Raw genomic sequence first — 24,944 nt, forward strand, 5'->3', positions numbered from 1 at the left:
GGCGTGCCGCGGACAACTCGCATTACGAGGTGGAGAATGGGCCGTCGGTGAACGACCGGTTCGCCAAGGTAACTCGCGGCACGAGCTATGGCTGGGACGGCAGCGACGCCAGCATGACCACCAACGCGATCTACAACTGGGTCCAGGTCTCAGCCCCCGTGAATGTCGCCTGGATCCAGCCGTCCACGTTCGGAGGGAGCGGTTTCCCGGCCAGCAAGCAAGACCACGGATTCGTGACGGAGTCCGGGGCGACCTACGCCACCGGGACGAACGCTAACAAACGTGTCGTCGAGTTTGTCGTCGGGCCCGGAGGAAACTACGTGAGTGGGCCGACACCGCTCATTCACTACACCGGGACCGGACAGGCGACGGCCGTCGGACTTGCCGCCGGCCCCGACGGCCTCTATCTGACCGATCTCTACAAGGACCTTGGGGCGACAACCCCGATCGATCCCGGGGCCAACGTCCTCCGGATCAAATACCGCGGCGCCGTCAACTTCTCGGCGACGCCAACGAGCGGCCCCCCGCCGCTCGCGGTGCAGTTCACCGACTTGTCGGACGTACCCGGCGCCTCCGCGTGGTTCTGGGACTTTGGGGACGGCGCGACGAGCACCTTGCGGAATCCTTCCCATACGTACGCGGCGGGTGTGTACGACGTACGGTTGAGCGTGACCGGAACGAACGGCATCGTCGTGGCTGAGAAGTCGAACTACATTACGGCAGGAACGTTCTCCTACGTGCCGGGCCTCACGGGAAATTACTACGACAATATGGATTTCACCGCTCTCGCGCTGACGCGCGTCGATCCCACCGTCGACTTCGACTGGGGGCTCGGATCGCCGAGCCCGCTGATGGGGGACGACCAGTTCTCGGTCCGCTGGACGGGCCAGGTGTCGCCGCTCTATACGGAGACCTACACCTTTTACTCGAATACCGATGACGGCGCGCGCCTCTGGGTCAACGGCCAGCTCGTCATCGATCGATGGGTCAATCAGGCCCTCCAAGAGGATTCTGGCTTCATCACGCTCACCGCGGGGCAGTACTACGACATCAAGTATGAATACTTCGACGATACCCAGGATGCCATCGTCCATCTCTCCTGGTCGAGCCCCAGCCAGCCGAAGGAGATCATCCCGGTCGGCCGGCTCCGCACCGTGAGCGCGGGGGTGGCGGACTTTTCGGGGTCTCCGAGGAGCGGCCTAGCGCCGCTCTCGGTGCAATTCACTGATTTGTCGACCGTGCCTGGCCCCTCGGCGTGGGTCTGGAACTTTGGGGACGGAACCACCAGCTCCACCCAGAGTCCGAATCATCTGTACGCCGCGGCCGGTACCTACGACGTCCGGCTCGACGTGACGGGATCGAACGGCGTCGTGACGGCCCAAAAGGCGGCCTATGTCACCGTGAGTGCCAGCACGGTCACGTACCAGCCCGGGCTGACGGGCAACTACTATGACAATCTAGAGTTCACGGGCTTCAAGTTCTCACGGGTCGATTCGACCATCGACTTCAACTGGGGATTTGGGTCTCCGGATCCCCGGATCGGCAACGATACCTATTCGGTGGAATGGACGGGGCAGGTGTCGCCCCGCTACACCGAGACGTATCGCTTCTACGCGAAAAGCGACGACGGGAATCGCCTCTGGATCAACAACCAGCTCATCATCGATCGATGGACCCACCAGGCACTCCGAGAAGATTCGGGCAGCGTCGCTCTCACGGCGGGCCAGTTCTACAACCTCCAGATGGATTTCTTCGACAACACCCAGGAAGGGGAAGTCCATCTCTCGTGGTCGAGCCCGAGCCAGCTCAAAGAGATCATCCCGAGGAGCCGCCTCCGCACCAACGATTCGGTCACGGCCGTCGAGGGCCCTCCGCTCGTGCCGGTTTCTCGCGCAATGCTGCTGGGCGCGCGTCCCAACCCCTTCCGGTTGGGCAGCGTGCTGGAATTCGCGCTGCCCACGCGAGGTCACGCGTCCCTTCGAATCTTCGACGTCCGGGGGGCGGTGGTGGCGACGCTGTTCGACGGCGTCGCGGAGGCCCAGCGACGGTACCAATTCCCCTTCGACGCGAGCGCGCTCCCGGCCGGTGTCTACTTCCAGCAGCTCAAGGCGGCCGGCGTCAGTGTCTCGAGGAAGATGGTTCTGCTTCGCTGATCGCTTCTCCGCGTCTGGTCGTTCGCTGAGTCTGCCCCACACGTAAAGCCCCGTAGCACAGCTGTTCAAGAATCTCTACGAGTCATTCGGAGGAAATCGTCATGAAATGGGTGACACGAGAGAACGTGCATGTCGACCGGGTGGCCTGCCCGTGGCTTATTCGCAAGTTCCTGGATCCGGAGGCGGAGTTTCTGTTCGTCCCCGCCGATCAGGTGATGGCCGTTGCGGAGCGGGAGAAGGCCACGCCCTACGACGTGAAAGGCGTGGAGCTTGGGCATCACGGCAAGGAGTGCTCCTTCGACGCGATCATCAAGAAACACGGGCTCACGTCCGATCCGGCACTCGTCCTGCTCGCGAGAATCGTGAACGGGGCCGATACCGACAATTCCCTCTGGAATCAGCCTGAGTCCGCGGGGCTCAAGGCGGTCGCCGAAGGCTTTCGCGGCCTCGGCTACAAGGATGATCTCGCCCTGAACGCGGCCGAGTGGATCGTCTACGACGCGCTCTACGCCTACTGCCAACAGATGGTTCGGGAGCGCGACGCGGAAGGCGTCTCCCGGTGAAGAAGGGCGCGGTGGGACTCGGCGGACTGACGCTCCTGGACCACGTCGAGCTGCCGGCCCATCGGGGCGAGGGAGGCTTCGATCACGCCGCGACGGATCGCCGCCTGGGCCGTCTCTACGTGGCGCACACCGCGAACGACGCGGTGGACGTGATCGACATCAAGGGGGGCCGTTACTTCGGCTCCATAGACGGGCTGAAGGGGGTCGCGGGAGCGCTCGTGCACGAAGGGGAGGGTCTGCTCTTCACCTCCAACCGCGGCGAGAACACCGTCGCGATCATGTCGGCGGCTTCCGAGGACGCTCCGATCAAGGTCGTGGTGGGGCATCGCCCGAACGGGCTGGCCTACGACCCCGAACACGGCGTGTTGCTGTGCGCGAACGTGGGGGATCCCGGCGGCGGGGATCCCCCGAGCGTGACCCTCGTCGACGTCCGGGCGGGGCGTCCGCTCGCGACCTATCCCATGCCCGGGCGCACCCGCTGGGCGATCTTCGATCCCGAGCAGCGGTTGTTCTTCGTCAACATCGCGGATCCGCCCCGGATCGCGGTCATCGGTCCGGGGAACCCCGAGCAGGGGGAGCGCTACCTCGACATCCCCGCACGAGGGCCGCACGGGCTGGAGCTCGATCCGTCGGGGCACCGACTTCTCTGCGCGTGCGACGAGGGCGATCTCGTCTCGCTCGACTCCAAATCGGGGGAGGTGTTGGGGACGCTGAAGCTGACCGGTGCGCCGGACGTCGTCTTCCTGAACCGGTCGCTCGCGCATCTCTACGTGGCGATCGGGGACCCCGGTGTCATCGACGTCATCGACATCGACGCGTGGAAGACGATCGAGGTCGTTCCCACCGAGCGCGGCGCGCATACCCTCGCGCACGACGAGGACTCGAATCGGGTGTACGCCTTTCTGCCCGAGAGCCACAGCGCGGCGGTCTTCCAAGACAGGGCCTGAGGGGCTATCCTACGGCGGCGTGGCCACCCTCGAAGACGTCGTTTTCCTCATCGACTGCGACAACACACTGCTCGATAACGATCGCGTGAATGACGATCTCCGCGATCACCTTGCGGCAGAGTTCGGGCCCGCTAACCGTGACCGGTACTGGGCGATCTTCGAACAACTTCGCGCGGAGCTCGGGTACGCCGACTACTTGGGCGCCTTGCAACGCTATCGCCTGGGGGATGTGAGCAACACGCGGCTGCTCCTGATGTCGTCGTTCCTGGTCGACTATCCGTTCGCAGGCCGGCTGTATCCCGGCGCTCTCGACGTCGTCCGCCATCTGCGCACCTGGGGACCGACGGTGATCTTGTCGGACGGCGACGTCGTGTTCCAACCGCGAAAGATCCAGCGCTCCGGCCTCTGGGCCGCGGTGGAAGGCCGGGTGTTGATCTATGTTCACAAGGAGCAGATGCTCGACGCCGTCGCGGCGCTCTATCCGGCCCGGCACTTGTCATGGTCGATGACAAGCTGCGCATCCTCGCTGCGATGAAAGAAATCTGGGGCGATCGCCTGACGACGGTGTTTCCGCGCCAGGGACACTACGCCCACGACCCGAAAAACCTCTGCGCATACCCCGAAGCCGATCTCACGGTCGAACGTATCGGCGATCTGGTGACCTGCGATCTCGCCGCTTTGCTTGGCACGAAGACCACAAAGCGTTCATAACAACGCCGCGTCGTCGTCAGATGAATTTCCTGAGCTTCGGCCAGGCCTCGGCGACCGGCATCTTCAGGCGGCGGCCGATGGAGACTCCGATCCCGCGTTCGTAAGGCATCGCGAGCGTCGAGTCGACCGTGCCCACCTGCTGGACCGAATCGAACCATTGCGCGTTATCGGCGGGATCTCCGCCGATAATAATCAGCACGCGGCCGTCCCATCCCTCCGGACCCCAGAGCCAGTAGCTATTGTGCCCGCTCAGAGTCGGGGGAAGGCCCAAGCGGCGGTCGAGCACGTCGACCGCGCCCGCCTCGCCATAGTTCTGGGCGAACACGCGCGCGTGCTGTCGTTCCTCCGGGGTCAAGCTCTCCCAGGCGCGCGCCACCATCGCCGCGATCTCCTCCCAGCCGAACATATCGGCGTAGTGCTGCGACAGGGGGCCGACCTGTTGGCGCTCCTCGGTCTTAGGCGTCATGCCTGACGCCGCCTGATAGCGAAGAAAGCTCCGGACCGGCAACACCGGCAGCGCGAACGGCGCGGCGAGGACTCCGAGCAGGGCAACCAGCGCCACGAGGACCGGGCGTGCCCAGCGCGCGAGTCCGCTCGAGAGCCAGCGCTCCCATGCCACGCCGCCCGCCGCAAAGAGCGCCGGGTAGGCGGGGCTCAGGTAGCTCGCGCGGCTCCGGCCGCCGGCGAGGAGCAGCAGGCAGATCGAGAGCCACAGCCACCCGAACAGCCGCCACGGCTTCCCCGAGCGTGCCAAGAAAACGAACAGGAGTCCCGCGATCCACACCGGGGCATTGCCGGGGCCCATGGTCAGTACTTGGCCTTGGAAGAAATCCAGGGAACCGACGCGGGCCATCTTCTGCGCGGTCGCGTTTCGCATGAACTCGAGCGTCGGATAGTGATTCGCCACCTGCCAGAGCGCATGAGGCAGGAAGATCAGCGCGGCGATCCCGGCTGCAAGCCAGGGTCCCGATGTCCGGAGCGCGCGTCGATGCGCCGTGAGCAGGAGCCCCGACCCGATCCCGAGTCCGAGCCAGGACGCGCTGATCTTGTTCAGGAGACCGAGGCCGAGGATGCTCCCGAGGATGGCCCAGTCGAGGGTGCGGCCGGTGCGGAGGGCGCGGAGCAGGAGGAGGGAAGCGGCCGGCCAGAGCGCCATCTCGATCGCGTTCATCGAGTAGAAGTGCCCGACGGCGAGGTACACGGGCGCGAGCAGCGCGCACAGGCAGGCCAGTCCCTGCGCGAACCCTCGTCCGCCGGCCGCACGCGCCAGCCTTCCCGTCAGGAACACGGTGACTGCGCCCAGCAGTGCGGCCACGACCCGGATGGCTGCGAGGGATTCGCCGAACAGGGATCGTACGAGGGCGAGGAGAGCGATCGAGAGCGGGGGGTGATCCACGTAGCCCCATGCGAGGTGACGCGTGCTCGCCATGTAATAGAGCTCGTCGCGGAACCAGCCGTATTGCGTGAGGCAGGTCAGGTGGAGGAAGAGCGCGGCGAGCGCGAAAGCAGCCGAAAGCGCGTCGCCGCCGGAGTCTGTCCGTTGGGAGATGGAGGGCGTGCTGTTCAGGTCGATCCCGAGCGTGTGATGACGAAACGATCTCCGCGACCGTGGCCGCGATAATGGACTACTTGGATACTTTTGGCACCGGGAGAGTCCGCTTTCGGGCGATCGGAAGCGTTGCGCGGCGTGCGCCGGCGAGTGATACTGGCGGGAATTTGCCCCCGTAGCTCAGACGGATAGAGCAGCGGTTTCCTAAACCGTTGGCCGGGTGTTCGACTCACCCCGGGGGCACCACACTCGGTCGGTGCCCGATCCCGGCGACCGCTCGGCCCCACACCGTTGTATACTCACAGGCTGGACCCCGCCGGCGCGAACGGGGTAGACATCGAGACACCAGCGCGGCCTACGTCCAGAGGAGGATCATGATCCGCTTCACGCCCCGTCGTCCCGTGCCAGTGCGCCATCTCCTCCCGCTCCTTCTGCTCGGCCTGCTCGCGGGCCCGGTCCACGCCCAGACGACCTACCTCCCAGGAGCGGAGCCTCCCACCAAGCAGAAGGCGCCTCCGGACTCGGTCATCACGATCGAGGTCCATTCGCTCGCGCCTGGCGTCTACGCGGCGAAGGTGAACTATGTCTGGACCGGCTGGGTCGAGCTTCCCGGCGGGCCCCTCCTGATCGACAGCGGGCTCGATGAGCGGACCGCGGCCGCTCTCGCGGACACGATCCGGGCGCGATCGGGGCCGAAGCCGGTGCAATACGTCGTGAACACCCATGCTCACGGAGACCACATCGGAGGAAACGCCTACTTCGCGGCTTCCGGGGCCACGATCATCGCCCAGTCGAAGGTCGCCGCGAAGATCGATTCGACCACCAAGGCGTCCAAGCCGTCTCTACGCGTCGATCGGAAGAAGTTCCTTGGCCCCGTGGATCGCAAGGTAGAGATCCTTTGGCTGGGGAAGCCCGCGCACACGTCGAACGATTTGATCGTCTACCTCCCGAAGCAAAAGGTGCTCTTTGCGGGCGACCTCATATCGAACAAGGCCATCCCGTTGCTGCTCGATCCCAATTTTGATCGTCTGGGATGGATCGCGTCGGTGGACTCCCTCATGTCGAAGGCGTTCGTCTTCGACAAGCTGATCCCGGGGCACGGGGTCTTGGCGGATCCCGTCGAGGAGGTGAGATTCACCCGCGGCTACTTGACCGATTCGTACGACAAGGCTGCCCGCGTGGCGGCGTGGGGCACGAGCTTGAACGCGGTCAAGGACTGGGCCTACCTCGGCCCGTACGAGGATGCCGAATTCTACAATGAGGTCCACTTCCTGAACATGCGGCGCCTCTACAACCAAGCGCGCGGCATCAAGACCCCCGGCCGGTCCCAGGCGCGCACCATCAAGAGGTAGGGTGCCTGTCCGCGATCGGGCTCTAGTCCTCCTCCCGCTCGTCCTCTTCGGGCTCTCGATCGCCGCGGGCTGTGCCCGGGAGCCCCAGGACGTTCACGAGGCCCGGCTCGCGGCGGAGCGTTTCGTCGCGGCGATGGCGGGGAAGGATCTCGCGGAATTGCGAGAGAGAGCCACCTGCATCGTGTCGCTCCAGTCCGTGCAAGGCGGAAACGTGCTCCGCTTGGGCCCCGCACGGCGCGTCCCGATTTCGCTGCTCGACTCCCTGACGTCCTCGGCGTCCGCCACCCACCAACGGGCGGAATCGCTCTGGGCCCGGCCGGGAGGGGGCGACAAGGATGCGCAATTCGACGAGGTCCGTCGCGCGGCCCGCGTCGAGGTCATTTACCGAAACGCGCTCCGGGCGATCGCCCTCTCGAGGCCCGGCGTGCTGAACGATTCCGAGACCCTCCTCGAGACGCGCGCGATTCGGATGCGGATCCGCTATGCCGGACCCGTGATCGGCCCGAAGCCCGTCGACCGCGAAATGATCCTTCGCCTCTTGAAGGCCCCCGCGGGGAAGTGGATCGCCTTCTCACTCTACGCGGCCGAGGACGATCCCCAGCCCGACGGGGTTTGACCCGCTCCCGGCAACAGTGTTAGCCTACGGCCTGTGCCCCGAGACCCCCGCCCATTGCCGAAGGCCAGGCGATGGGCGTTTCTGCGCTTGAGGAGCCCATGGTCATCATCCTACGGCCCGATGCCACGCCGGAGCAGCGGCACGCGGTCGAGTCACGCATGCGTGAGCTTGGATTTCAGATCGTGCTCGCGCCATCCTCTCCTCGCGTTGTAATGGCCGCGGTCGGAGAGGGAAGCATGCCGCCGCTCGAGGAGATTCGCGCCCTCCCTGGGGTCGCGGAGGCGCGTCCGATTCCGGAGCCGTTCAAGCTCGCCAGTCGCAGCTTTCGCGAAACCACGAGCGTGATCCGGATCGGCAACGTGGATATCGGCGGCCCTTCGGTCGTGATCATGGCGGGGCCGTGCACGATCGAGTCCGAGGAGCAGATGGTGCGAACGGCCGCGGCGGTGCGCTCGGCGGGAGCGACCGTCATGCGCGGCGGCGCGTTCAAGCCGCGCACTTCGCCCTACTCGTTTCAAGGCCTCGGAGAGGAGGGGCTCAAGCTCATCCGCCGGGTCGCGGACTCCCAAGGGCTCCTGGTCATCTCCGAGATCATGGACAAGAGCCAGATCTCCCTCATGGATCGCTACGTGGATATCTTCCAGGTGGGCGCGAGGAACATGCAGAACTACGCGCTCCTTCGCGAGCTGGGGAAGGTCGAGCGCCCCGTCCTGATCAAGCGTGGGTTGGCGGCGACCGTGGACGAGTGGCTCATGAGCGCGGAGTACGTCATCTCCGGCGGGAACGACCGCGTGATCGTCTGCGAGCGCGGCGTGCGCGCCTATGAGACCTACACCCGGAACACGCTCGACCTGAACGCCGTGGCGGTCGCGAAGGCGATCAGCCACCTGCCGGTCATCGTGGATCCGAGCCACGCCGCCGGAGTGAGGGACAAGGTGGTTCCGCTCGCCCGCGCGGCGATCGCCGCAGGCGCCGATGGCCTCCTCGTCGAGGTTCACTACGCGCCCGAGCAGGCGATCTGCGATGGCCAGCAGTCGCTGTACCCCGAACAGTTCGCGGCTCTGACGGCGCAGATCCGCCTGATCGCGGAAGCGGTGGGTCGGAGGTTCTGATGGCGGCCCCCGCCCGGCGCGGCGGGCGCGCACCGAAGGGGAAGCCGGAGCGGCCCAGGACGCAGGCCGACTCGGGAGCGCCCGGCGCGTCGTATCGATGGACCCGCTGGATCGCCTACACCGCGATCGCGGTCTTCGCGATCTACTGGGGCGTCAAGGCGTTCATCGTACACCGCATCGGAAATTACGGCGTCGAGACCGACTTCTACTGGAAGTACGGCTCCGCGGCACGCGATCTCCTCCAGGGTCGGATCAACATCGATAACTACGACTCGAAGGGCTGGGGTTACCCGGCCGCGGTCGCGCTCGTGTCCCTCTTGGGATTCGATACCTTCCGCGCGGCGCAAGTTCTCGGGCTCCTCTCCGCCGTGGCGGCCGCCGCGCTCCTCTACCGCATCCACCGAAGCCTGCTCGGTCCCGGCGTCGCGCTGGCGAGCGTCCTGCTCCTGCTCGGCAATCACAGCTTCCTGATCAATACGTACGAGATCGGGACCGACATGTTCTTCTTCGCGATCGCGCTCGGATCGATGGCGCTCCTCCTGTGTCGCTCGAATCCACGCGGCCGGGAAATTCTCGCGTCAGGGCTGCTCGGCGGCTGGGCGTTCTCGACCAGGTACAACGGTCTCTTCCTGTGGCCCGGCGCGCTCGCGCTCCTGCTGCTTGTCCGGACGGCGGAGGGACCGGCCGCTATCCGCCTTCGACGGGCCGGGATCTGGACGGCCGGCTTCTTCGCCGCGGCGCTTCCCTGGTTGGTCGTCAACGCCGTGCACACGGGGAATCCGCTCACCAACTCGAACTACATCAACGTGGGGTACGCGGTGTACGGCGAGGGGGACTGGGACAAGTATTTCTATGGCGGCGGCCACAAGATCGGGTCGTTCCTGGACATCGTGCGGCAGAACCCGGGTCGATTCGCCACGGTAATGGTGAAAAACACCTTCGACCACCTGCAGCGGGATCTGAGCGAGCTGATCGCCCCCGCATGGAGCATCATCGCGGTCATCGGCGGGGTGCTGCTTCTGATCGAGCGCCCCGGACGGCGCTTCGGAGGGTACGCGCTCCTCTGGGCTCTCTACTTCCTGACCTTGATCCCGGTGTTCTACGGAGCGCGGTTCTCGCTTCCGCTGCTCGCGTTCTGGCTCCTGCTCGCGGCCTGGCCGTTCGTCTCTCCGGCCCTGGGGAAACGGATCGCGGCCGTGGAGCGCTCCTTTCCGCTCCGGACGGTCCTGTTCCTTCTGCTCTGGATCCCGACCGTGGCCCAGGCCTACCAGTGGACCGAGGATCCGGGGAACAAGGAGCGCGTGGGCGTTGGCCCTTACGAGCTCCTCCCGGTCGTCGATTTTCTACGCGAGCAAGGCCCCGGCCAAGCGCTCCTTGCTCGGAAACCACACGCCGCCTTCATGGCGAAGATGCGATTCGTGCCGATTCCGGAAGTCGGCTCGCCAGCCGAGATTCGCGCGTACGCCTTGAAAGAGCACGTGCGATTTCTCCTGGTTTCCGGCATCGAGCTCCGGATGCGGGCGCAGGGCATTCGCCCGTTCTGGACGGAGGGACAGGTGCCAGGGTTCGCGAGGGTGTTCGAGAGCCCCAAGGCGCTCGTCTACGAGGTGCTGCCCGACAAGCCCGGCGCTCAAGCGCCTTGACAGGGAGCGGCGGTCGGCTACACTCGGCGGGCGTTTCGTTGCGCCAACAACAGTATTGACGGGCGATTAGCTCAGCTGGTTAGAGTGCCTGCTTGACATGCAGGAGGTCAGAGGTTCAAGTCCTCTATCGCCCACCACCTCCACAATTCGTATCGGGAATCCCAACCGTTGATTCAGATCGAAGTCGATAGCCGCAGCCTTCAGGCGGAGCCCGGCACCACGCTGGGGGCGCTGTTCCACGAGCAATACCAGGAGGCGTTTCGCCTCGGCGTCGTGGCCAAGCTGAACGGACGCCTGGTCGACTTCCACACCCCCATTCGCGAATCGGGGCGCTTGGAGCTCGTTCCCGTGGAGAGCGCGGAAGGTCTCTCCGTGCTCCGCCACTCGACCGCGCACCTCATGGCCTCGGCCGTGGTGAAGCTCTTCCCGGAGGCGAACCTCGCGATCGGGCCCGCCATCGAGGAGGGCTTCTACTACGACTTCCAGGTGGACCGCCCCTTCCAGCCCGACGACCTCGCTCGGATCGAGGAGTCGATGCACGCGATCGCCGACGAGAACCACCAATTCCAGCGCGGGGAGCTGACGCGGGAGGAAGCGCTCAGCCGGTTTCGGGAGGAGCCGTTCAAGGTCGAGCTCATCGAAGGTATCGCGGATTCCAAGCTGAGCACCTACACGCACTCCTTCTTCACGGACCTTTGCCGGGGGCCGCACGTCCCTCGCACCAAGATGCTCCGGCACTTCAAGCTCTTGAGCGTCGCCGGCGCGTACTGGAGGGGCGACTCGAACCGGCCCATGCTCCAGCGGATCTACGGGACCGCGTTCCCGACCAAGGACCGGCTGAAGGAGCACCTCGAGCGGCTGGAGCAGGCGAAGCTCCGCGACCATCGGAAAATCGGCGCCACCCTGGACCTCTACAGCGTCCAGGAGGACGCCCCGGCGGCGGGCTGATCTTCTGGCACCCGCACGGCGCCGCCATGAGGCGCGTGATCGAGGACTTCTGGAAAACGGAGCACCTGAAGCGCGGCTACTCGATCGTCAACACGCCGCATATCGCCCAGGTCGACCTCTGGCAGCAATCGGGGCACACTGACTTCTACCGCGAGAACATGTACTTCCTGGAGGTCGACAAGAAGGAGTACGTGCTCAAGCCGATGAACTGCCCGTTCCACGTCCTCATCTACAAGCGGAAGAAACACTCGTACCGCGAGCTGCCGATCCGGATCGCGGAGCTGGGCACGGTCTACCGGTTCGAGAAGTCCGGCGTGCTTCACGGGCTCGCGCGCGTCCGGGGGTTCACGCAGGATGACGCGCATCTCTTCTGCACGCCCGATCAGGTCGAGCGCGAGCTCCAAGGGGTCCTCGACTTCGCCCGCTTCATGCTCGATACGTTCGGATTTCACGACTACCAGGTCGATCTGAGCGTTCGCGATCCGGAGCGGAAGAAGGATTACTTAGGCTCGGACGAGGAGTGGGACCTGGCCGAGGGCGCGATCGAGCGCGTCGTGAAGGGGGCCGGCCTTCAGTACCACCGCGCGGTGGGGGAGGCGGTCTTCTACGGCCCGAAGATCGACATCAAGCTGACCGACGCGCTCGGCCGTCCGTGGCAGTGCTCGACGATCCAGTTCGACTTCAATTTCCCCAGGCGCTTCGACATCCAGTTCGTCGGGCCCGACGGCCACGACCACCCCGTCTACATGATCCATCGGGCGCTTCTCGGCTCCATGGAACGGTTCTTCGCGACCTTGATCGAGCACTATGCCGGCGATTTCCCGGTCTGGATCGCCCCCGTGCAGGTCCAGCTGATCACGATCGCCGACGCCCAGATCCCGTACGCCGAGGAGATCCGCACGCTGCTGCTCGAGCGCGGAGTCCGGGTCGAGGCCGACATCCGGGAGGAGAAGATGGGGTCCAAGATCCGGGACGCCGAGCTCCTCAAGATCCCCTACATGCTCGTGCTCGGGAAGCAGGAGGTCGAGAGCCGCGCGGTCTCGGTCCGGAGCCGGAAGAAGGGCAACGAGGGAAGCGTCCCGCTGGGCGCGTTCGTGGAAAAACTCGTTGCCGAAATCGCCGCGAGAACGTAGACTTCGGGCTCGTTGAGTTCCAAGCAGGAGCCGCCGGCTTCTCACCCCGAGGCGCAATGCTACCGGGGTTCGTAAGGCGATGCGCCATCGCGAAAGCCCTGGCCGCACGCAGACGGGTAAGGCGCTAACGCGCCCCCACGCCGTCCCTCGCCCGAGCCGCGCGCCCCCTGCCATAGGATCTTCAAGCCCCGACTAGAGGAGGGAGAAGACTATCGCCACAACCAAGGAAGTCCGGGTCAATGATCGCATCCGGATTCCGTCGGTCCGCGTCATCGGGCCGGACGGCGAGCAGGTAGGAATCTTGGGCATCCGCGAAGCGCTCGCCTACGCCCAGGAGCGCCAGCTGGACCTCGTCGAGGTTTCGCCCACCGCCAAGCCTCCGGTTTGCCGCGTGATGGACTTCGGAAAGTTCAAGTACGAGCAGAACAAGAAGCAGCAGAAGGCGAAGCGAAAGCAGCACGTCACGCACCTGAAGGAAGTGAAGCTCCGCCCGAAGATCGAAGAGCACGATTACCGGTTCAAGGTCGAGCACGGGCGCCGGTTCCTGGAATTGCACGACAAGGTGAAGTTCACGGTGACATTCCGAGGCCGCGAGCTCGCCCACCCACAAGCCGGCCATCGACTCTTGGAGAAGGTGATCAAGGATCTCGAGGGCGTGGGGCACGTGGAAATCCCCGCCCGTATGGAAGGACGGAGCCTTGTTCTCCTTATGGTGCCTCGTCCGTTGGCCGGACGAGCGCCGGAGAAGAAACCGGCCGGCGTCGCCGGCTCCACGAAGCAGTCATCCGCCACCGGCTCGACGAAGCAGCCATCGTCGGGCGGCTCGGTGAAGCAACCATCGGCCGCCGGCCTGGCGAAGCAGAACGCCGCCGCGGGTGCGCCGAAACAGCCGTCGACGAAACCCTAGAGGAGCGAAGATGCCGAAGATGAAGACGAACCGGGCCGCCGCGAAGCGGTTCAAGCGGACCGGCTCAGGAAAGATCAAGCGCGGGCACGCCTTCGCGCGGCACCACCTGGGACTCAAATCGCGCAAGCGGAAACGGCGCCTGGGCGCTTCGGCCATCGCGGAACCGACCGAGCGCAAGCACATTCAAAAGCTCCTACCCTACGGCGGTTGAAGCGTTAGGCTTCGGCCGGCCACGAGGAACGTACCATGCCACGCACCAAAACAGTCGTACCGGGGCGCAAGCGCCGCCGCAAGGTAATGATCGCGGTGAAGGGGAACCGCGGGGGTCGCCGCAAGCTCTACCAGACGGCCCGCGAGACCCTCATGCGGAGCCTGCAGTTCGCTTATCGCGATCGCCGCGCCAAGAAGCGTGAGTTCCGCAAGCTCTGGATCATCCGGATCAACGCGGCCGCTCGGGCCCATGGGCTCTCCTACAACGCGTTCATCCGGGGCCTCAAGACGGCCCAGGTCGAAATCGACCGAAAGGTTCTTGCCGACCTCGCGGTCCGCGACGCCCAGGCGTTCGCCCGTCTGGCCGAGGTAGCGAAGCAGGCGCACGCCGCAGCCTAAGCGAAGACATTGCCCGTGATCGAGCGGATCGACGCCCTCCGAGCCGAGGGTGAGCGTGCGCTTTCCGGGGCCGCGACCTCCGCGGACCTCGAGGCCGTGCGCGTGCGCTTCCTCGGTCGGAAGAGCGAGCTCACGCAAATTCTCCGCGGGCTGAAGGACCTCGAGCCGGACGCCCGCGCGCGAGCCGGGGCTCGGGCCAACGAAGCGCGCGGCCGCCTGGAGGCGCTCCTCGCCGAGGCCGAAGCGCGCGTGCAGGCGCGCAGCGCCCCCGATGCCTCGCGCGACGTGACCCTGCCTGGCCGCCGTCCGCCCGTAGGCCACCGCCACATCATTCAATCCGTGATCCAGGAGATCGAGGAGATCTTCCGAGGTCTCGGCTTCTCCGTCGCGGAAGGCCCCGACGTGGAGGACGAGCGTCATAATTTCGGCGCGCTCAATATGCCCAAAGGGCACCCCGCGCGCGCCGAGACCGACACGTTCTATCTCCGGCCCGACGTCCTCCTTCGAACGCACACCTCCTCGGTTCAGATCCGGGTGATGGAGAAGACGCAGCCGCCGGTACGGATCATCTGCCCGGGCCGGGCATATCGGAACGAGGCCGTCGACGCGACGCATTTTGTGGAGTTCCACCAGATCGAGGGCCTCTACGTCGACGAGGGCGTGAGCATGGCCGATCTGAAGGGGACGCTCGACCGGTTCTTCAAGGAGTTCTTCGGGCCGAAGACCGAGATCCGGTTCGCCCCGTCCTTCTATCCGTTCGTCGAGCCGGGCGCCGTGGTCGACGTCCGCTGCCTCTTCTGCGCGGGGAAGGGCTGCTCCGTTTGCGGGCCGCTCTCGGGCGGCTGGCTCGAAGTGCTCGGCGCGGGAATGGTGCATCCGAATGTGTTCCGCGCGGTGGGCTACGATCCCAGCCGGTGGACGGGATTCGCGTTCGGGGGCGGCATCGAGCGCCTGGTGATGCTCCGGCATGGGGTGCCCGACGTTCGGCTCTTCTACGAGAACGATATCCGCTTCCTGCGCGAGTTCTGAGGTGAGCCGGTGAAGATCACATGGAAGTGGCTCGAGGATTGGGTGGAGCTTCCGGACCGCCCCGAGGATCTCGCCCACCTGCTCGCCATGCGAGGGCTTCCGGTCCAATCGCTGGAGCGAGGGGCCTCGTTCGATCCTGGCATCGTGGTGGGGAGCGTCGTCGAGGTCGCGCGGCACCCGGACGCGGATCGGCTGAGTCTCTGCACGGTCGACATCGGGTCGGAGCGCCTTTCGATCGTCTGCGGCGCGCCGAACGTCGCGGCCGGACAGCGCGTCGCGGTCGCCCAGGTCGGGAGCCGCCTCCCGGACGGCACGAAGCTCCGCAAGACCAAGATCCGCGGCGTCGAATCGCAGGGGATGATCTGCTCCGAGCGGGAGCTTGGGCTGAGCGACGAGTCGCAGGGGATCTGGGTTCTCCCCGGGAACCCTCCCGTCGGGGCGCCGCTCGCTTCGGTTACGGGATCGGCGGATCCGGCGATCGACGTGGAGATCACGGCGAACCGGACCGACTGCATGTGCGTCGTGGGCATCGCGAGAGAGGTCGCCTCCGCCCGAGGCGCGGGGCTGAAGCCGGCACCCGCGCTTCGCGCGGAGGGCGCCGGGGCGCTCCCCGAGGTGAAGATCGAGAACCCGGCCGACTGCCTTCGCTACATGGCCCGCGTGGTGACGGGGCTCAAGGTGGGCCCCTCGCCCGACTGGCTGAGCCGCCGCCTCCAGGCCAGCGGCTTCCGCAGCATCAACAACGTCGTCGATGCGACCAACTACGTGCTTCGCGAATTTGGTCAGCCCATCCACGCGTTCGACGCGGCGAACGTCGGGGGGAACGCGATCCGGGTTCGACGGGCGAAAGCCGGGGAGCGGTTGACCCTCCTGGACGGTCGCGAGGTCGCGCTGACCCCCGCACATCTCGTGATCGCCGATTCGAGGGTGCCGATGGGTCTGGCTGGCGTGATGGGCGGGCTCCCATCCGGCGTGACCGACGCGACGACTGCCGTCGTTCTGGAGAGCGCCCAGTTCGATCCTGCCCTCACGCGGGCGACCGCGCGCTCGCTCGGCATCGCGAGCGACGCCGCCGATCGGTTCGCGCAGGGCGTCGATCCCGAAGGGGTCGCGACGGCTCTCGACGCGACGGCCCGGATTCTCGCGGACGTCGCAGGCGGCAAGGTCGTCCGCGACCGCGTCGATCTCTGGCCAGGACGCGCCGAGCGCCCCCAAATTGCGCTTTCGCTCCGGCGCCTCGCCCAGCTCCTCGGAGTTGCGGTTGAAAAGGACAAAGCAACCCAGGCGCTCCGATCCCTCGGGATCGAGGGGGCGGGCCCGTGGAAGAAACAGGACGGCGACGAGGTCGCCTCGTTCCGGGTTCCTTCCCATAGGCTCGATATTGAGATCGAGGAAGACCTGATCGAAGAGGTGGGCCGGGTCATCGGCTACGACGCGATCCCCCGCCGCCTCCGGGCCGTGTCCACGGCGTATCAGCCGGAGGCGGGCGCGGCCCCATTCGACAACCGCCTCGCCGACCTGGCGCGCGGCTTCGGATTCCACGAAGCCTTGAGCCCGGTTCTCGTGGGGGAGATCCCGCCGGAGGCGCGCCACGGCCTCGAGGACTCGGAGATCTGGGAGATTCAGAATCCAAAGAGCAGGGAGCTGAAGCATCTTCGGGTGGGACTTCTTCCCGGGCTGATCGGGGCCGCCGCGCGCAACCTGCACCACGGCATCCGCGAGGTCCGCTTGGCGGAGGTCGGAAAGGTGTTTCGGGCGAGCCCGCCACCCCTCGGCTCCGAGCGTCACGAGGCGGCCCTCATCCTCGCGGGGAAATCCGACGAGTGGGATCATCCCGGCGCGGAGGAGGATCGCTATCTCGAGCTGAAGGGCGCCGTGGAGGCGCTGCTCCGGGCTTTGGGAATTGACTCGTTCCGCACCGACGCCTACCATGAACCTTGTTGGAAGGTCGGCACCGGCGCCTCGATTCGAGCGTCGGAACGGCGGTTGGGCCGTCTCGGCGAGGTGGCCCCTTCGCTGGCGTCGGCACTGGGCCTGAATCGCCCAGCGTGGGCGGCGGTGTTGGATGTAGCCGCCTTGGCCGCGGTGGTACCCGCGAAGCGGGGGTACCGGCCGGTGGCCCGCTACCCGGCGTCCAAGCGGGACCTCGCGGTCATCGTCCCGGCCGACACGCATCACGCCGATCTGGAGGACGCGATCCGGGCGGCCGGCGGCGCCCAAATGGAGGAAGTCCGGCTCTTCGATGTCTTTGAAGGGGGGCCGGTCGGTGCTGGAAAGAAGAGCATGGCCTACGCTTTGGAATTTCGGGCGCCCGATCGGACGCTCTTGGATCGAGAGGTCGACGGGCTGATGGAAGCCATCGTTCGCGCGCTACAGACAAAATTCGGAGCCACGCTTCGCGGGGGAGCTCCCGCGCGGCGGTCCGGAGGAGTCCCGTCATGACGGTGGACCTGGACAAGCTGGAAGAGAGAATTCAGGCGGCGGTCGGGCTCGTCGCCCGGCTCCGCGAGGAAAAGCGGCGGCTTGAGGCCGAGAACAAGGAGCTACAGGGGCGACTTCGCTCCATGGTCCCCGCCGCGGCGAAGCACGCGGATGACCTGAGGCCGCGTCTCAAGGCATTGGAAGAGGAACGGAGCACCCTTCTCGACGAGCGCCGGGCGGTTGCGCGGCGCGTCGAGGAGATGTTAACCAAGCTGGAGCTGCTGCAGAAGGCGGTCCACGCTTGAGGAGCCACGGTCGGTCCGGGTATTTCCGGGGCCGTCGCAGCAACGATCGATCAGAGGGATCGCGATGACGACCGAACCCAACACGCAGAGCGTGACGATCTTCGGCAGCGAGTACAAGATCCGGGGCGCCGATCCGGACTACATCCAGGTGGTCGCCGCCTACGTGGACGGGAAGATGCGCGAGCTGGAGCAGCGCCTCCCCGCCGGGAGCCAGACGAAGCTCGCGATCCTAGCATCGCTCAACATCGCCGACGAGCTGTTCCGCGAACGAGATGAGCGGACGCGTCGAGACAACGAATTGAGGGACCGCGCCAAGGAGTGGGGGCGCATTCTGAGCGAGACCCTGAGCGAAAAGTGAATCGATCGAACGCGACGACCACCCGGTGACCCGGAGGACTATCGAGTAGCGCAAACCAAACATAGAGTGGAAACGGCACCCTGCCATGCTCGTGATGTGCCAGATATTTTTGAGCCACAACTCAAGAGACGGGGGCCTGAACATCCGGCGGAGTGGTGGTCCGCGTAATGCGGACGACGCGAACCCGGAGCTAGGGCGCCCACCTGGAGATATCCAGGTTCAAAAATCTCGTACCCACGGCATCGGCGGGGCGCTTTTTTATATAGGGAGGTTGATCCCATGACGCTTACCCCGTGGATGGTGCTGCTGATCACGCTCGCCGCCGCGGCCGTCGCCTTCCTTCTGGGATGGGTGGCGCACCGTCGGATCGGCGAGGGCAAGGTCTACAACGCGGAGCAGCTCGCGGCGAAGATCGTCCGCGAGGCCGAGCGTGAAGCGGAAAACCAGAAGAAGAGCGCGCTCCTCGAGGCCAAGGACGAATGGTTCCGGGAGAAGGCGAAGCTGGACCGGGAGGTACAGGGGCAGAAATCGGAAATCCAGAAGTCCGAGCGTGCCCTGCACGACCTGGAATCGAATCTGAACCGGCGGGCCGAGGTTCTGGACAAGAAGGAGCGCGAGCAGAAGAAGCTCGAGCGCGACCTCGAAGTGAAGGGCGAGTCCCTCGTGGAACGGGACCGCGAGCTCACCCGCGTGCTGGGGGAGCAGAACGCGCGCCTCCAGCGGATCAGCGGCATGACGGCCGACGAGGCGAAGTCTCAGCTCATCGCCAACATGGAGAATGAGGCGAAGTCCGAGGCCGCGAAGAGGCTTCAGGAGATCCGCGAGGAAACGACGCGCAACGCGGAGAAGGAGGCGCGGGAGATCGTGACCCTGGCGATCCAGCGCTGCGCGGCCGACCACTCGGCCGAGACCACTGTCTCGGTCGTCCACCTCCCGAACGACGAGATGAAGGGACGAATCATCGGCCGCGAGGGGCGGAACATCCGCGCCTTCGAGACCGCGACCGGCATCGACGTCATCATCGACGACACGCCGGAGGCCGTCATCCTGTCCGGGTTCGACCCGGTGCGCCGCGAGATCGCGAAGCGCTCCCTCCAGAAGCTCGTGACCGACGGACGGATCCACCCGGCGCGGATCGAGGAGATCGTCGCCAAGGTCCAGAAGGAGGTCGAGGACCAGATCATCGAGCTGGGCGAGGCCGCCGTGCTCGAGGTCGGCGTCCACTCGATGCACCCGGAGATCGTGAAGCTCCTCGGCCGCCTCCAATACCGGACCTCGTACGGTCAGAACATCCTTCAACACTCGAAAGAGGTCGCCTGGATCTGCGGCATCATGGCGGCCCAGCTCGGCTTCGACGTTCAGCTGGCGAAGCGGGCGGGCCTCCTCCACGATCTCGGCAAGGCCGTGACGCACGAGGTCGAAGGGGCCCACGCGCAGATCTCGATGGACTTCGCGAAGAAGTACGGCGAGCCGGACGACGTGGTCCGCGCGGTCGGCTATCACCACCACGATCCCACCGCCGAGAACCTCTACGCGGTCCTCGTCATGGCGGCCGACGCGGTCTCGGGAGCGAGGCCCGGCGCGCGCCGGGAGAGCATCGAGAACTACGTCAAGCGGCTGGAAGCGCTCGAGAAGATCGCGGACAGCTTCCCCGGCGTCGAGAAGTCGTACGCGATTCAAGCGGGCAGGGAAGTGCGGATCATGGTCGAGCCCAAGAACGTGGACGATGCCCGGGCCGTCCAGCTCGCCGCGGACGTCGCGCGCCGCGTGGAGCGGGAGCTTCAGTATCCGGGACAGATCAAGGTCGTCGTCATCCGCGAGACCCGCGCCATGGAGTACGCCAAGTAAGACGCCATGAACGTTCTCTTCATCGCCGACATCTACGGTTCGCCCGGCCGGAAGGCCGTCCGTGATCTCATGCCCGAGATCGTCTCCTCGATGGGAATCGACTTCGTCGTGGCCAATGTCGAGAACGCGGCCGCCGGGTTCGGCGTCACGAAGGACATCCTGGTGGAGCTCAAGGGACTGGGCGTCGAGTGCATGACGAGCGGGAACCACATCTGGGATCGCCGCGAGTCGTTGCCGCTCTTGACCGAAGAGCCGCTGCTGCTGCGCCCGCACAATTATCCGCCCGGCGTCCCGGGCTCGGGCTCCCGCATGTTCACGACGAAGGCGGGCGTGAAGGTCGGGGTTCTGAATCTAATGGGACGGGTGTTCATGCGGGAGCTGGAAGACCCGTTTCGCGTCGCCGACCGGGAGGTCGCCGTCCTCCGCGAGGAGGCGAACGTCGTGATCGTCGATTTCCACGCCGAGGCGACGGCGGAGAAAATCGCCCTCGGATGGTATCTGGACGGGCGCGTGTCGGCGCTCCTCGGCACCCACACCCACATCCAGACCGCGGATGAGCGGATCTTGCCGAAGGGCACGGGCTATATCACGGACGCCGGCATGACCGGGCCGTTCGACTCGGTCATCGGCGTGCGGAAGGAGCAGGCGATCCAGAAGTTCCTGACGCTCCTGCCGACCCGCTTCGAGCCGGCCGTGGGCGACGTGCGGCTCAACGGGGTCCACCTCGACATCGATGAAACGACCGGCCGGTGCCGCCATATCGAGCGCCTCTCGCTCTCCCTTGAGCCGGCACCCCGGGCCACGGTGGCGTGAGCATCGCGATGACGGCGGTGCTCCTCGCGGGCGCTCCCATTGCCGCCGAGATCCGCGCCCAGGTGCGCGTTCGCTTCGATCGCCTCAAATCGCAGGGCATCACGCCCGGGCTCGCGATCGTCACCGTCGGGGAGCCCCCCGGCGGCAACCCCTACGTCCGCTCGAAGGTCGCCGCCGCGGAGGAGCTGGGCGCGCGCGCCACGATCACCCGCCTTCCGGGCGATTCGAGCGAGGACCAGGTCCGCTCGCGTCTCAAATCGCTGAGCTCCGATCCGAGCGTCCACGGCGTGATCCTCCAGCTTCCGCTTCCCGCCCAGCTTCACGAAGAGCGGCATCTGGAAGACGTCTCGCCGGAGAAGGACCTGGACGGGCTCCACCCCTGGAACGTCGGGCGGTGGGTGAGCGGGCTGCCGGGGCACCGCCCCGCGACGCCGCTGGGAATCGTCGAGATGCTCGGGCGGCACGTGGGCGACCTGGGCGGCAAGCGCGCGGTTGTAATCGGTAGAAGCCGCATCGTGGGCCGGCCGCTGTCGGTCTTTCTCTCCGAGCGGAGCCCCGGCATGAATGCCACCGTGACGCTCTGCCACTCCGGAACCCAGGACCTCCCGTCGATCACCCGCGAGGCGGAGATCCTCGTCGTCGCGATGGGAAAGCGCCGCGGCATCGGCGCGGCGCACGTCCGGCCGGGAGCCGTCGTGATCGACGTGGGGATCCACGCGGTCGCCAACCCCGCGCCCGGAGCCCGGCGCTACGAGGGGGACGTTGATTTCGAGGTGGTCCGGTCGATCGCATCCGCGATCACGCCGGTCCCCGGCGGGGTCGGTCCGATGACCGTGGCGATGCTCCTACGGAATCTCGCCGACGCCGCCGAAGCCGGCGCGGGGCGCTCGTGAGCGCGAGGTCAAACGTGGCGCGGCTGACGCCCCGGGAAGGGGAGCCGCGGGTCTACTCCGTCTCCGAGATCGCCCAAGCGATCAAGCTCTCCCTGGAGGACTCCTTTCCGAGCGTGGTCGTCCAGGGCGAGATTTCGGGATTGAATCGCCACCGGCAGAGCGGACACGTCTACTTCGATCTCAAGGACGAGCAGGCGCGCATCCGGGTGGCGCTCTTCAAGAGCAAGGTCCGTAGCGCCCACGACGCGCTCTCGGACGGCATCGCCGTGCAGGTCGAGGGGAGAATCGATTTCTACGGCCCGCGTGGAGAGGTCTCTCTCCTGGCGGATCGGGTCTCTCCTCTCGGATACGGCGCGCTTCAAGCCCGGTTCGACGCCCTGAAGCGGAAGCTCGAGGCGGAGGGTCTCTTTCGCGAAGACCGGAAGCGCCCGCTGCCGGCGTATCCGACCCGTGTCGGGATCGTGACGTCTCCGGGCGCGGCCGCTCTGCGCGACATGCTCCGGATCCTGCGCCACCGCGCGCCCTACGTCCGCATCACGCTCGCGCCCGCCGCGGTCCAAGGCGAGGCGGCCGCGCGGGAGATCGCGTCGGCGATCGCTCTCCTGAACGAATGGGGTCTCGTGGACGTGATCATCGCGGGTCGCGGGGGCGGATCGCTGGAGGATCTCTGGGCGTTCAACGAGGAAGCGGTCGTGCGCGCCATCGCGGGATCGCGGATTCCCGTGGTCTCGGCGGTCGGGCATGAGGTCGACGTGACGCTCGCCGACCTCGCGGCGGACCTGCGCGCGGCAACGCCCACGCACGCGGCACAGCAGGTGGTCCCGGCCCGCGAGGACGTCCGGGCCGCGCTGGAGGACCTCTCGAAACACGCGCGGGAGCGGCTCCGTCGAGAGCTCCGCGAGGCCGCCGCTCAGCTCGCCGGCATCCGAAATCACCATGCGCTCCGCGATCCGGCGCGGCGCGTCCAGGATAACCGCCGTGCGTTGGACGATATCGCGGACGGGCTGACGCGGGGACTCTCGGACTGGGTGCTCGTTCGCCGCCGACGCCTGGAGGGATACGCGGGCGTGCTCCAGGCGTTCACCCCCTCCCACGTGATGGAGCGTTCCCGTGAGCGCGTGCAGACCCTGGATCATCGGCTTCGGACGAGTGCGTCCGGGCTGGTCGGCCGGCTTCTGGAGCAGGTTCGCGGGCGTGGCCGGCTGTTGGAATCCTACGATTATCGCGGAGTGCTCAAGCGGGGTTACGCCCTTGTCTGGGACGCCGAGGGCCGGCGGCTCGTGCAGCGGGGTCTGCCGCTCCGGCCCGAGGAAGCGATCCGGGTCCAGTTTCAAGATGCGCAGGCGGACGCGCGCGTGACGCGCGTGCGGCCGCTCGCCGCGGAGGAGACGACATGAAGCGCAAGGGAACGGCGGTCCCGCCGTCCGATACGCCCGGCGACGCACGCACGTTCGAAGCCATGATGGAGCGCCTCCAGGAGCTCGTCGCCCGGCTGGAGACGGGGAATCTGACGCTGGAGGAATCGATCCAGTCGTTCGAGGAGGGAATGGCGCTCGTCCGCAAGTGCACCGGGGTGCTGAGCCAAGCGGAGCAGCGCATCCTCAAGCTCACTCGAGACGCGACCGGGGAGCCGGTCGCCGTGCCACTGGAGGAGGAGGGTGAGGAAGAGGGTGGCGACGAGCTCCCGTTTTGAGCGTTATCTCGCGAAGGTCCGGCCTCGGATCGACGCCGCGCTCGACCGCCTTCTGCCGCCCGCGGCTCGGGAGCCTCGTCCGCTCCACCGCGCGATGCGCTACAGCGTCTTCGCCGGCGGAAAGCGCATTCGTCCGGCCCTCTGCCTCCTGGCCTGCGAGTCGGTTCTCGGACGCGGTGGGCCGGCCATGGAAGCCGCGGCCGCCCTCGAGATGATTCATACCTTCAGCCTCATCCACGACGACCTTCCGGGCATGGACGACGACGACTGGAGACGCGGCCGGCCCACGAACCACAAGGTGTTCGGCGAGGGAATGGCGATCCTCGCCGGCGATGCGCTCCTCTCCTTGGCTTACGAGACGCTCGCGCGGGCCCCGATCGGCCGCCTCCGCGATCCCCGCCCGCTCATGGAGACCGTCACCCGGGCGACCGGGGCGGACGGAATGATCGGGGGCCAGGCGATGGACCTCCTCCTCGAAGGCAAGAGGGTGTCGCTGCGCGGGGTCTATGCGATGCACCGGCGAAAGACGGGTGCCCTCCTGCGCGCGTCCCTTCGGCTGGGCGCGCAGATCGGGGGAGCGAAGGCGGCGGAGCTACGGGCGTTCGACGCCTACGGCGGTCGCATCGGCCTCGCGTTCCAGATCGTCGACGACCTGCTGAACGTCCGCTCGACGCGGAAGCGGATGGGGAAGAGCGCGGGATCGGATCGGGCCCGGGGCAAGGCCACCGCCCCCGGCCGCGCCGGACCTGCCCGGGCCGAGCGGGACGCGGCGAAGCTCCTTCGCGAGGCGGCCCGGATGGCCCCCCGTCTGGGGCGCCGCGCCGCCGAATTCGAATCGCTGGCGGATTACCTGCTGCACCGGACCCACTAGGGGAGGACCCGTGGCGGTCGACGTCGCCTCCAGCCCGCTCTTCCACGCGCTTTCGTGCGGTTTTCTCGTGCAGATGAGCAAGGTGTTGACCTTCCTCGTGCGAGAGAAGAAAATCAACGTACGGCGCTTCGTGGAGACGGGCGGAATGCCCAGCTCGCATGCGGCTTCGGTGTGCGCGCTCACCACGTGCGTGGGGTTTCGTGAAGGGGTCGGTTCGGTGCTGTTCGGCGTCGTCCTCTTCTTCAGCCTGATCGTGATGTACGACGCCGCTGGCCTAAGACGAGCGGCGGGCCGCCAGGCCACGCTACTCAACCGGATTCTTCACGAGCACATCCAGCTGCCGGGGCAGCCGCACGAGCGGCTCCGGGAGCTGTTGGGTCATACGCCGATCGAGGTGCTCGTGGGAGCGATCATCGGCGTCCTCTACTCATTCGCGATCTACCGTCCGCCGGGAGGCATGTGAGCACGAA

General features: G+C 66.6%; 22 protein-coding genes, 2 tRNA genes, 1 other RNA gene and 2 pseudogenes. 26 read left to right on the forward strand and 1 reads right to left on the reverse strand.

Features of this window, described 5'->3' with window-relative positions; genetic code table 11:
- Positions 1-47: 47 nt before the first annotated feature.
- The 4 genes and pseudogenes from E6K79_07900 to E6K79_07915 all read left to right on the forward strand — a co-directional run bounded on the left by E6K79_07900 (position 48) and on the right by E6K79_07915 (position 4,374).
- Positions 48-2,153: a PKD domain-containing protein gene (locus E6K79_07900; GenBank protein TMQ64202.1), complete on the forward strand. Its 2,106-nt coding sequence runs from the start codon at positions 48-50 to the stop codon at positions 2,151-2,153.
- Between the two features lie 101 nt (positions 2,154-2,254).
- Positions 2,255-2,716, forward strand: coding sequence for a chromate resistance protein (locus tag E6K79_07905; GenBank protein ID TMQ64203.1), 462 nt, complete (start codon positions 2,255-2,257; stop codon positions 2,714-2,716).
- Positions 2,713-3,663 (forward strand): hypothetical protein, encoded by a 951-nt coding sequence (locus tag E6K79_07910; GenBank protein TMQ64204.1) that lies wholly within the window; start codon positions 2,713-2,715, stop codon positions 3,661-3,663. Before E6K79_07905 ends, E6K79_07910 begins: the two co-directional genes overlap by 4 nt.
- A 19-nt stretch (positions 3,664-3,682) precedes the next feature.
- Positions 3,683-4,374, forward strand: a pseudogene (locus tag E6K79_07915) (HAD family hydrolase).
- A gap of 16 nt (positions 4,375-4,390) precedes the next feature.
- Here E6K79_07915 and E6K79_07920 read toward each other — a convergent pair.
- Entirely contained in the window at positions 4,391-5,803 is a 1,413-nt protein-coding gene (locus E6K79_07920; protein ID TMQ64205.1) for a glycosyltransferase family 39 protein, read from the reverse strand.
- Positions 5,804-6,092: 289 nt separating this feature from the next.
- Here E6K79_07920 and E6K79_07925 point away from each other — a divergent pair.
- The 22 genes and pseudogenes from E6K79_07925 to E6K79_08030 all read left to right on the forward strand — a co-directional run bounded on the left by E6K79_07925 (position 6,093) and on the right by E6K79_08030 (position 24,937).
- Positions 6,093-6,169: transfer RNA gene (locus E6K79_07925), tRNA-Arg, on the forward strand.
- Between the two features lie 128 nt (positions 6,170-6,297).
- Positions 6,298-7,275 (forward strand): MBL fold metallo-hydrolase, encoded by a 978-nt coding sequence (locus tag E6K79_07930; GenBank protein TMQ64206.1) that lies wholly within the window; start codon positions 6,298-6,300, stop codon positions 7,273-7,275.
- A 1-nt stretch (position 7,276) separates the two neighbouring features.
- Positions 7,277-7,891: a hypothetical protein gene (locus E6K79_07935; protein TMQ64207.1), complete on the forward strand. Its 615-nt coding sequence runs from the start codon at positions 7,277-7,279 to the stop codon at positions 7,889-7,891.
- Between the two features lie 98 nt (positions 7,892-7,989).
- Positions 7,990-9,003: a 3-deoxy-7-phosphoheptulonate synthase gene (aroF, locus tag E6K79_07940; GenBank protein TMQ64208.1), complete on the forward strand. Its 1,014-nt coding sequence runs from the start codon at positions 7,990-7,992 to the stop codon at positions 9,001-9,003.
- The gene (locus E6K79_07945; protein TMQ64209.1) at positions 9,003-10,646 is read left to right on the forward strand and encodes a hypothetical protein; all 1,644 of its coding nucleotides are present in this window, start codon (positions 9,003-9,005) and stop codon (positions 10,644-10,646) included. The genes aroF and E6K79_07945 overlap by 1 nt, the downstream gene beginning before the upstream one ends.
- 60 nt (positions 10,647-10,706) lie before the next feature.
- Positions 10,707-10,783 (forward strand) — tRNA-Val (locus E6K79_07950).
- A 31-nt stretch (positions 10,784-10,814) separates the two neighbouring features.
- Positions 10,815-12,727, forward strand: a pseudogene (gene thrS / locus E6K79_07955) (threonine--tRNA ligase).
- Between the two features lie 211 nt (positions 12,728-12,938).
- Entirely contained in the window at positions 12,939-13,634 is a 696-nt protein-coding gene (locus E6K79_07960; GenBank protein ID TMQ64210.1) for a translation initiation factor IF-3, read from the forward strand.
- 10 nt (positions 13,635-13,644) lie between these two features.
- On the forward strand, positions 13,645-13,845 hold the full coding sequence (gene rpmI, locus E6K79_07965) for a 50S ribosomal protein L35 (protein TMQ64211.1): 201 nt from the start codon (positions 13,645-13,647) through the stop codon (positions 13,843-13,845).
- A 35-nt stretch (positions 13,846-13,880) separates the two neighbouring features.
- On the forward strand, positions 13,881-14,243 hold the full coding sequence (gene rplT / locus E6K79_07970) for a 50S ribosomal protein L20 (protein ID TMQ64212.1): 363 nt from the start codon (positions 13,881-13,883) through the stop codon (positions 14,241-14,243).
- 15 nt (positions 14,244-14,258) lie between these two features.
- Positions 14,259-15,272, forward strand: coding sequence for a phenylalanine--tRNA ligase subunit alpha (gene pheS, locus E6K79_07975; protein ID TMQ64213.1), 1,014 nt, complete (start codon positions 14,259-14,261; stop codon positions 15,270-15,272).
- Positions 15,273-15,281: 9 nt separating this feature from the next.
- Entirely contained in the window at positions 15,282-17,714 is a 2,433-nt protein-coding gene (locus E6K79_07980; protein TMQ64214.1) for a phenylalanine--tRNA ligase subunit beta, read from the forward strand.
- Positions 17,711-17,998 (forward strand): cell division protein ZapB, encoded by a 288-nt coding sequence (gene zapB / locus E6K79_07985; protein TMQ64215.1) that lies wholly within the window; start codon positions 17,711-17,713, stop codon positions 17,996-17,998. Before E6K79_07980 ends, zapB begins: the two co-directional genes overlap by 4 nt.
- 64 nt (positions 17,999-18,062) lie before the next feature.
- Positions 18,063-18,356 carry a cell division protein ZapA gene (locus E6K79_07990; GenBank protein ID TMQ64216.1) on the forward strand — a complete coding sequence of 98 codons (294 nt, stop codon included), beginning with the start codon at positions 18,063-18,065 and terminating at the stop codon, positions 18,354-18,356.
- Between the two features lie 74 nt (positions 18,357-18,430).
- A non-coding RNA gene (gene ssrS / locus E6K79_07995) (6S RNA) lies at positions 18,431-18,612 on the forward strand.
- A 23-nt stretch (positions 18,613-18,635) separates the two neighbouring features.
- Entirely contained in the window at positions 18,636-20,204 is a 1,569-nt protein-coding gene (rny, locus tag E6K79_08000) for a ribonuclease Y (GenBank protein ID TMQ64217.1), read from the forward strand.
- Between the two features lie 6 nt (positions 20,205-20,210).
- A complete protein-coding gene (locus E6K79_08005; protein TMQ64218.1) occupies positions 20,211-21,017 on the forward strand; it encodes a TIGR00282 family metallophosphoesterase in 807 nt (268 codons plus the stop codon).
- Positions 21,018-21,025: 8 nt separating this feature from the next.
- A complete protein-coding gene (locus E6K79_08010; GenBank protein TMQ64254.1) occupies positions 21,026-21,910 on the forward strand; it encodes a bifunctional 5,10-methylene-tetrahydrofolate dehydrogenase/5,10-methylene-tetrahydrofolate cyclohydrolase in 885 nt (294 codons plus the stop codon).
- Positions 21,808-23,307 carry an exodeoxyribonuclease VII large subunit gene (gene xseA / locus E6K79_08015; GenBank protein ID TMQ64219.1) on the forward strand — a complete coding sequence of 500 codons (1,500 nt, stop codon included), beginning with the start codon at positions 21,808-21,810 and terminating at the stop codon, positions 23,305-23,307. The genes E6K79_08010 and xseA overlap by 103 nt, the downstream gene beginning before the upstream one ends.
- Entirely contained in the window at positions 23,304-23,603 is a 300-nt protein-coding gene (locus E6K79_08020; protein ID TMQ64220.1) for an exodeoxyribonuclease VII small subunit, read from the forward strand. The genes xseA and E6K79_08020 overlap by 4 nt, the downstream gene beginning before the upstream one ends.
- Positions 23,581-24,474, forward strand: coding sequence for a polyprenyl synthetase family protein (locus tag E6K79_08025; GenBank protein ID TMQ64221.1), 894 nt, complete (start codon positions 23,581-23,583; stop codon positions 24,472-24,474). The genes E6K79_08020 and E6K79_08025 overlap by 23 nt, the downstream gene beginning before the upstream one ends.
- A gap of 73 nt (positions 24,475-24,547) precedes the next feature.
- Positions 24,548-24,937, forward strand: a complete 390-nt coding sequence (locus E6K79_08030) for a divergent PAP2 family protein (GenBank protein TMQ64255.1) — start codon at positions 24,548-24,550, stop codon at positions 24,935-24,937.
- Positions 24,938-24,944 lie beyond the last annotated feature (7 nt).

This window comes from Candidatus Eisenbacteria bacterium (assembly GCA_005893305.1).
Lineage (GTDB): Bacteria > Eisenbacteria > RBG-16-71-46 > SZUA-252 > SZUA-252 > WS-9.